Origin of the sequence: Streptomyces palmae (assembly GCF_004684805.1) — a bacterium.
Taxonomy (GTDB): Bacteria; Actinomycetota; Actinomycetes; order Streptomycetales; family Streptomycetaceae; genus Streptomyces; species Streptomyces palmae.
Map to the genome: position 1 here is coordinate 1 of NZ_SRID01000331.1, position 7,798 is coordinate 7,798.

The following is a 7,798-nucleotide window of genomic DNA, read 5'->3' on the forward strand; positions in this document are numbered from 1 at the left end:
GGGCGGGGCGGGTGCGCAGGTCCCGCATGCGGGCGGCGTGTTCGTCGGTGCGGGCGTCGTACCGCAGCAGACCGGGCAGGGCGAGGGCCAGCAGGCCGACCGAGGCCACGCAGGCCAGACCGCCCGACCAGACCGCGGCCCGAACCCCGGTCAGCCCCGCCATGCCGCCCGCCCGCACCTGCCCCAGCTGCGGCCCGGTGGAGTAGGACAGCAGCTCGATGCCGGCCAGCCGGCCGCGCAGCTCGTCCGGGATGGTCTGGTTCCACATCGTCGAGCGGAACAGCCCGCTCACCGTGTCCGCGCCCCCGGCCACGGCCAGGCACAGCAGTACCAGCCACACCTGGGAGAACCAGCCGGCCGCGGCCATCGCCGCCCCCCACACGGCCGCGCCCAGGACCACCATCCGCCCATGCCGGTGCACCCGCGCGGTCCAGCCGCTGGTGACGCCGACCAGGACCGAGCCCACCGACCCGGCCGCGTACATCAGCCCCAGCGCCCAGGGCGCGTCCAGGTCGTCGGCGAGAAAGGGGAAGATCGCGTTGGGGAAGGCGAAGAGCATGGCCGCCATGTCCACCACATAGGTGCCCAGCAGCTCCTTGCGCCGCCAGGCGTACCGCGCCCCCTCCGCGATGCCGCGCAGCGAGGGCGGCTCGGCGCCCGGGGCCGGCGGGGCCGCGGAGAGCCGGACCGCCAGCAGGCAGGAGACCGCGAAGGTCACCACGTCCAGCCCGTAGGCCGTGGACACCCCGGCGAAGGCCACCACCACGCCCGCGAGCGAGGGGCCGGCGATCGCGGACAGCTGCCAGCGCAGCCCGTTCAGCGCAGCCGCCGCGGTCAGCTGGTCGTGCGGCACGATACGGGCCACCACCGCGTCGATCGCCGGGCGCTGCAGTCCGGTGAGCGCGCTCACCAGCGCGGCCACCACGTACAGCGGCCACAGCATCGGATCCGGCAGCAGGCTGTTGACCAGCAGCACCGCGGAGAGCAGCCCGAGGCCGATCTCGGTCAGCAGGATGAGTCTGCGGCGGTCCACCGCGTCCGCCAGCGCCCCGCCGTACAGCCCGCACACGATCAGCGGCACCAGCTCGACCGCCCCGATGGCGCCCACCGCCAGGGTCGAGCCGGTCAGCTCCTTGATCTGGAGCGGCAGCGCCACCAGGGTCAGGAAGCTGCCGAAGGCGGTCACCAGGCCCGCGGTCCACATCAGGCGGAAGTCGCGGGAGGACCGCCAGGGCGAGAGGTCGGGCAGCAGTCGGCGGCGCGGCGGCGCGGGGTGGTCGGTCACGTCCGGCCATGCTGGGCGGGCCGGTGCCGCCTCGGCAACCGAATTACCGGCGGCGGGCCCCCGCCCGGGCGGTCACCAGCCGGCGGGCGGCGGCGCGGTCAGCCGTTCGGCGAGGCGGGCCAGCCGGTCCCGGAAGCGGCGCCGGCCGTGCCCGGTGAGCGGGCGGTTCTCCCCGGCGGCGGCGCTCACCAGGTGCTGCACGGTGTCCAGGTCGAGCCCGGCCTCCGGCGGCGGGGCGAGCACCTCGTGCGCCAGCTCCCCCAGGCAGCGGTCCCCGGTGCCCAGGGCGAACACCGAGGCCCCGCCGTGCCGGGCGTCCCGCACCCGCTCCAGCAGCCCGGCGTCCGCCTCGCCGGGCGCCACCACCAGCAGGGTCTCACCGCGCCGTACCGCCTCCAGCCGGCCCAGACCCACCGACAGGTGTGCCGGCGCCCGGTCCGGTACCCGGTGCCGCACCAGGGTGGGGGAGAGCGCCGGCAGCCCGGACCACAGGGCCTCGTCGTCCAGATGGGCGGCCAGATGCCAGGGCTCGTACTCCGCGCTGCCCACCAGCAGCAGCCCGCCGCCGCGCGGCGCCACCGAGGCGCGCAGCGACCCGGCGAAGCGTCGGGTGGCGGTCAGCCACTCGGTACCGGTGAGGACTTCGCGCAGCAGCGCGACTCGTACCGCGTCCATGGGGCCGCATCCTGCCCTGCCCCGGACGGACGCGCGGGGTGCTCCGGACGGACTCACCCCTTCGGGCGGTGCGCCCGGCCCAGGGACAGGTACCCGGCGTAGCCCAGCTGGACCACGCCGAGGCAGCTCGCCACCACCCCGATCTTCACCAGGCTGATCACCGGGAGGTCCACACGGTCGCCGAAGAGCCACAGGGCCAGCCCGGCGACAAGCGTGACCCCGCCCTCCAGGAGGTTCTTGGTCGTTGTGTTCATGATGCCCTCCACGCTAGGCCGCCGCCCCGGCCCGCTCCTCGCCCCCTGGTACGACTTCGCCCCGCCCCCACTCCATCCTTCGATGGACCCGGACACCCGCTTCCGGACGGGTGGAGTGCCCTGCGGGGGCGCTGGGGGTCCCCCCGGGACGAAGTCCGGGGGAGAACCGCGCGATCGGCCACGGACAGCCCGCGGTCGACAGGACACCTTCACACCGGAGGACCACAGCGGCGGCGACCCCCGCACCAAGTGTTCATGTGCCGCATCTTGACGCCTCATCAGATAAATACCTATGGTCACCGCAGACAAGGGACGTCCTACGTCCGGTGTGGACCGGCAGCAGCGCTCGATCGCGACCAGGCACCGGGAGGTCTGATGGCAAGCGGGGTGCGGGCGCGTCCCTACGAGGTGTCAGTCCCCTTCCGAGCCGGATCCGACGGCTACGCCAGCTACCGCATCCCGGCCGTGGTGGCCACCGGATCGGGCGATCTGCTGGCCTTCGCCGAGGGGCGGGTGGCGTCCTCCGCCGACAGCGGTGACATCGACGTGGTGCTCAGGCGGTCCGCCGACGGCGGCCGGACCTGGAGCCGTCTGGCGGTCGTCGCCGAGAACGGCACCGGCACCGCGGGCAACCCGGCGCCGGTGGTGCTGGACGGCGGCCGGATCCTCCTGGTCCACGTCCGCACCGCGGCCGACGCCACCGAGGCCCGTATCGTGCGCGGCCAGGTGCCGGCCGAGGACGGGCGGCGGGTGTGGGTGCGGCACAGCGATGACGACGGGCACAGCTGGAGCCCCGCGCGCGAGATCACCGAGCAGGTCAAGCGGCCGGAGTGGCGCTGGTACGCCACCACCCCCGGGCACGCCGTCCAACTGCGGTACGGCGAGCACGCCGGGCGGATCGTGGTCCCGGGCAACCACACGGTGCCCCCGACCGGCACGGACGACGGCAGCGAGCCCCGCTACAACGGCGGGCACAGCCTGCTGAGCGACGACGGCGGCGAGACCTGGCGGATCGGCTACGTCGACGACAACCCCGACGGCTATGTCAACGCCAACGAGACCACCGCCGCCGAACTCCCCGACGGTCGCGTCTACTTCAACACCCGCAGCGACGCCAAAGCGCCCGGCAACCGGGCCGACGCCCACTCCCTGGACGGCGGCGCCACCCTGCACCGGCCCTTCCGCCCGCAGGCCGGGCTGGTCACCCCGGTGGTGGAGGGCAGCGTGCTGCATCTGGGGGAGCCCGACGTGCTGCTGTTCTCCGGACCCGCCGACCCCGCCTACCGGGCCGTGATGACCGTACGGTCCAGCTGGGACGGCGGGGTCACCTGGCACCCGACACACACCGTCGACGGTCTGCCCGCCGCCTACTCCGACCTGGTCAGGGTCGACGAGGACACGGTCGGGCTGCTCTATGAGACCGGCGACTTCAGTGCCTACTCGACGATCACCTTCCGGCGCGTTCCGGTGGAGGAGCTGGCATGAGCATCGATCCCCGCGATGATCTCGGACCCGGCCGGCGGGGCCTGCTGGGCGGGGCCGCCGCAGTGGCCGCCGGCCTCGGCCTGGCCGGCTGCGGATCGGACGGCGGCGGCGAAGGCGAGCACAAGGCCCGCAGGAAGGGCCAGAAGATCACCCTGACCTTCTGGTCCTGGGTGCCCGGCATCGACAAGTCGGTGGACCTGTGGAACCGCGAGAACCCCGAGGTGAGGATCAACCTGGAGAAGGTCTCGGCGGTCAACGGCGCGCAGTACGCCAAGATGCACGCCTCCATAAAGGCCGGCAACCCGCCGGACCTCGGCCAGATCGAGTACCCGGTGGTGCCCAGCTTCCTGCTCGACAACGGGCTGCTGGACCTGACCGCGTACGGGGTGGAGCGGCACAGGGGCAGCTTCGTCGGCTGGCAGTGGCAGCAGTCGGTGTTCGGCAAGGGCGTCTACGCCATCCCCCAGGCATCCGGCCCGATGGGCCTGTTCATCCGGCGGGACCTCTTCGACGAGTGGGGCATCGACACCCCGCGGACCTGGGACGACTACGAGGCCGCGGCCAAGGCGGTACGGAAGAGGGGATCCTGGATCGAGACCTTCTCGACCACCAACGGCAACCGCTTCGCGGGCCTGGCCTGGCAGGCCGGGGCACGCTGGTTCGGCACCGCCGGCGACACCTGGACGGTCGGCATCGACGACGAGCCGACCCGCAAGGTCGCCGACTTCTGGGACGCACTGGTCCGGCAGAAGCTGGTCAAGACCATCCCGGACCGGCAGAACGCCTGGTACAAGGACATCCAGACCGGCCGGATGGCCGCCTGGCTGGGCGCCAGCTGGGGCGACGCGCTGCTGGCCGGCAACGCCCCCAAGACCGCCGGCAAGTGGCGGGTGGTGCCCATGCCGCAGTGGCGGAAGGGCGAGGCCGCCTACGCCAACTGGGGCGGCTCCACCACCGCCGTCTTCTCCGCCACCAGGTACCCCGCCGACGCCCTCGCCTTCGCGCTCTGGCTCAACACCGACCCCCGCTCGGTCAAGCTGCTGATCGACGGCGGCTACGGCTTCCCCAGCGTGAAGTCCGGCTTCGACCTCGCCGACCTCGACGTGCGCAAGGACTTCTTCGGCGGCCAGGCGTACAGCGAGGTCTTCGCGGAGGCCGGCCGGGGCGTGGACACCAGCTGGCAGTGGGGCCCGGCGGTGGACGCCCTCTACCAGCGGCTCGGGGACGCCTTCACCGCGGCCCTGGACGGCGGCGGATCCTTCCGCTCGGTGCTGAGGAAGGTCCAGGGCCAGACGATCCAGGACCTGAAGGACAAGGGGCTGAAAGTGGCGGCGGCGTGAGGCGGCCCACCCGGACCGAGGCGCGGGCCGCGCGCACCGCGGCCCTCTTCCTGCTGCCCTTCCTGGCCCTGTTCGCCCTCTGCTTCCTCGCGCCCCTGGGCTACGCCATCCAGCAGAGCCTGCTGCGGGTCGAGCGGACCGGCCCGCTCGGGCTGGGCGGCGAGACCCGGGAGGTCTGGGCCGGTTTCGCCAACTACTCGCACGCCCTCCACGACGACGGCTTCACCGCCGGCTTCGCCCGGGTGCTGCTGTTCGGCGCGGTGCAGATCCCGGTGATGATCGCCTTCGCCACCGGGCTGGCCCTGCTGCTGGACGCCGCCTCGGCCCGCTGGGTCGGCTTCTTCCGCACCGCCTTCTTCCTGCCCTACGGAGTGCCCGGCGTCATCGCCTCCATCCTGTGGGGCTTCCTCTACGTACCCGGCATCAGCCCGCTGCACGAGATGGCCCACTCGGTCGGCTGGGACATCGACTTCCTGTCCCGGGACGCCGTGCTGTGGTCCATCGCCAACATCGTCACCTGGCAGTTCACCGGCTACAACATGCTGGTGCTGATCGCCCAGCTCAAGGCCGTGCCCACCGAGCTGTACGAAGCCGCCCGGATCGACGGGGCGAACGCCTGGCAGGTGGCCCGGTACGTCAAGCTGCCGCTCATCCGGCCCGCCCTGGTGCTCACCACCGTCTTCAGCCTGATCGGCACCCTCCAGCTGTTCGCCGAACCCATGGTGCTGCGCCCGCTGACCAACTCCATCGACTCCGGCTACACCCCCAACCTCCACGCCTACAACCAGGCCTTCACCAGCGACAACCAGCACATCGCCGCCGCCGAGGCGGTACTGCTGGCGCTGGTCGCCTGCGTGCTCTCCTTCGGCTTCCTGCGGCTGGTGGGCCAGCGCCCACGGCGCCCGAAGGCGGCCCGGCGCGGCACACCGGTCCGGCGGCGGGCGCGGGGCGGTGCCCGATGAGCCCGGTCAGCACGGTCACCGAGCCGGAGGAGCCGGGCGAGCGGCGGGGCACCGGCAGCACCGTGTCCGCACCGGCCGCGCCCCCGGCCCCGGCCCGTACCGGCGGCACCGCGAAACGGCGGCGCGCCGCCGGGCCCGCCCAGGAACCCCCGCTGGCGCACCGCGTCATCACCGTCTCGCTGCTGGCGGTCGCCGCCGTCTACTTCCTGGTCCCGGTGTACTGGCTGGCGGTCTCCTCCACCAAGTCCACCAGCGACCTCTTCGGCAGCTTCGGCTTCTGGTTCTCCCACCCCCACCCGATCGACAACCTGCGCGCCGTGCTCAGCTACGACGACGGCATCTACGTGCGCTGGTTCCTCAACAGCCTGCTGTACGCCGGCGTCGGCGCGGTGCTGGCCACCCTGCTGTCCGCCGCGGCCGGATACGCCCTGGCCAAGTTCGACTTCCCGGGCCGGGAGGGCGTCTTCAACGTGGTCCTGGCCGGGGTGCTGCTGCCCGGCACCGCGCTGGCCCTGCCGCTCTACCTGCTCTTCAGCGAGCTGGGCCTGGCCAACAGCTACTCCGCGGTGCTGCTCCCCAGCATGGTCAGCCCGTTCGGGGCGTACCTGTGCCGCATCTACGCCGCCGCCGCGGTACCCGACTCGCTGCTGGAGGCGGCCCGGATCGACGGGGCGGGGGAGGTCCGGATCTTCTCCACGCTGGGGCTGCGGCTGATGACCCCGGCGCTGGTGACCGTCTTCCTGTTCCAGTTCGTACATATCTGGAACAACTTCTTCCTGCCGCTGGTCATGCTCTCCGACTCCGACCTGTACCCCATCCAGCTGGGCCTGACCTCCTGGCAGGGGTACGCCGACCGGCAGCCCGAGCTGTACCAGTACACGGTCGGCGGCGCCTTCCTGTCCGTACTCCCGCTGATGATCCTGATGGGCGTGCTCCAGCGGTACTGGCGCACCGGCCTCACCGAGGGCAGCGTCAAGTCCTGACCGCCGGCGACGCCGGACGGCACCGCGTCGACGCAGGTCGCGTGGGAGTATCGCTGGCATGACTGCCACTGATCAGACGAAGAAGGCCCCGGCGAAGGACCCCTGGGAGCTGCCCGACGTATCCGGCCTGGTGGTCGGTGTCCTCGGCGGCACCGGCGACCAGGGCCGGGGACTGGCCTACCGGCTCGCCAGGGCCGGCCAGAAGGTCGTCATCGGCTCCCGCGCCGCCGAGCGCGCCCGCGCCGCCGCCGAGGAGCTGGGCGCGGAGCTGGGCATCGAGGGGGCCGACAACGCGGAGTGCGCCCGGCGCAGCGACATCGTGATCGTCGCCGTGCCCTGGGAGGGCCACGCCAAGACGCTGGAGTCCCTCCGGGCCGAGCTGGCCGGCAAGCTCGTGGTGGACTGCGTCAACCCGCTCGGCTTCGACAAGAAGGGCGCCTACGCGCTGAAGCCCGAGGAGGGCAGCGCCGCCGAGCAGGCCGCCGCGCTGCTCCCGGACTCCCGGGTCACCGCCGCCTTCCACCACCTGTCCGCGGTGCTGCTCCAGGACCCGGGGATCGAGGAGATCGACACCGATGTGATGGTCCTGGGCGAGTCCCGCGCCGACACGGACCTGGTCCAGGCCCTGGCCGGCCGCATCCCGGGCATGCGCGGCATCTTCGCCGGACGCCTCCGCAACGCCCACCAGGTGGAGTCCCTGGTCGCCAACCTGATCTCCGTCAACCGCCGCTACAAGGCCCACGCGGGGCTGCGGGTCACGGACGTCTGAGCGGGTTCCGCGGGGCCGCGGGGGCCTTGTAGCGGCGGTTGACGG

The 7,798-nt window shown here is 72.9% G+C and carries 8 protein-coding genes; 5 read left to right on the top strand and 3 right to left on the bottom strand.

The features are described from left to right. From E4099_RS25705 to E4099_RS25715, 3 genes are all read right to left on the bottom strand, one after another. The coding region (locus E4099_RS25705; RefSeq protein ID WP_245245163.1) for an MFS transporter at positions 1-1,204 on the bottom strand (1,204 nt) is incomplete at its 3' end. A gap of 153 nt (positions 1,205-1,357) precedes the next feature. Further along, positions 1,358-1,960 carry a hypothetical protein gene (locus tag E4099_RS25710; RefSeq protein ID WP_135341497.1) on the bottom strand — a complete coding sequence of 201 codons (603 nt, stop codon included), beginning with the start codon at positions 1,958-1,960 and terminating at the stop codon, positions 1,358-1,360. 53 nt (positions 1,961-2,013) lie between these two features. Then, the gene (locus tag E4099_RS25715) at positions 2,014-2,214 is read right to left on the bottom strand and encodes a DUF5708 family protein (RefSeq protein WP_135341498.1); all 201 of its coding nucleotides are present in this window, start codon (positions 2,212-2,214) and stop codon (positions 2,014-2,016) included. 375 nt (positions 2,215-2,589) lie between these two features. Between E4099_RS25715 and E4099_RS25720 the strand changes: the two genes are divergently transcribed. Genes E4099_RS25720 through npdG form a run of 5 tightly spaced genes read left to right on the top strand, consistent with a single transcriptional unit; the run spans position 2,590 to position 7,753 of the window. Next, the gene (locus E4099_RS25720) at positions 2,590-3,699 is read left to right on the top strand and encodes a sialidase family protein (protein WP_135341499.1); all 1,110 of its coding nucleotides are present in this window, start codon (positions 2,590-2,592) and stop codon (positions 3,697-3,699) included. Further along, complete coding sequence (locus tag E4099_RS25725; protein WP_135341500.1) at positions 3,696-5,039, top strand: ABC transporter substrate-binding protein; 1,344 nt, start codon at positions 3,696-3,698, stop codon at positions 5,037-5,039. The genes E4099_RS25720 and E4099_RS25725 overlap by 4 nt, the downstream gene beginning before the upstream one ends. Next, positions 5,036-6,001: a carbohydrate ABC transporter permease gene (locus tag E4099_RS25730; RefSeq protein WP_135341501.1), complete on the top strand. Its 966-nt coding sequence runs from the start codon at positions 5,036-5,038 to the stop codon at positions 5,999-6,001. The genes E4099_RS25725 and E4099_RS25730 overlap by 4 nt, the downstream gene beginning before the upstream one ends. Further along, positions 5,998-6,984: a carbohydrate ABC transporter permease gene (locus E4099_RS25735; protein WP_135341502.1), complete on the top strand. Its 987-nt coding sequence runs from the start codon at positions 5,998-6,000 to the stop codon at positions 6,982-6,984. Before E4099_RS25730 ends, E4099_RS25735 begins: the two co-directional genes overlap by 4 nt. A gap of 58 nt (positions 6,985-7,042) precedes the next feature. Next, a complete protein-coding gene (gene npdG / locus E4099_RS25740; protein WP_135341503.1) occupies positions 7,043-7,753 on the top strand; it encodes an NADPH-dependent F420 reductase in 711 nt (236 codons plus the stop codon). Positions 7,754-7,798: the final 45 nt, after the last annotated feature.

Bases quoted from the DNA above. Each gene is read 5' to 3' on its own strand.
- E4099_RS25710 (WP_135341497.1), bottom strand. From the start codon at position 1,960: ATGGACGCGGTACGAGTCGCGCTGCTGCGCGAAGTCCTCACCGGTACC.
- E4099_RS25715 (WP_135341498.1), bottom strand. From the start codon at position 2,214: ATGAACACAACGACCAAGAACCTCCTGGAGGGCGGGGTCACGCTTGTC.
- E4099_RS25720 (WP_135341499.1), top strand. From the start codon at position 2,590: ATGGCAAGCGGGGTGCGGGCGCGTCCCTACGAGGTGTCAGTCCCCTTC.
- E4099_RS25725 (WP_135341500.1), top strand. From the start codon at position 3,696: ATGAGCATCGATCCCCGCGATGATCTCGGACCCGGCCGGCGGGGCCTG.
- E4099_RS25735 (WP_135341502.1), top strand. From the start codon at position 5,998: ATGAGCCCGGTCAGCACGGTCACCGAGCCGGAGGAGCCGGGCGAGCGG.
- npdG (WP_135341503.1), top strand. From the start codon at position 7,043: ATGACTGCCACTGATCAGACGAAGAAGGCCCCGGCGAAGGACCCCTGG.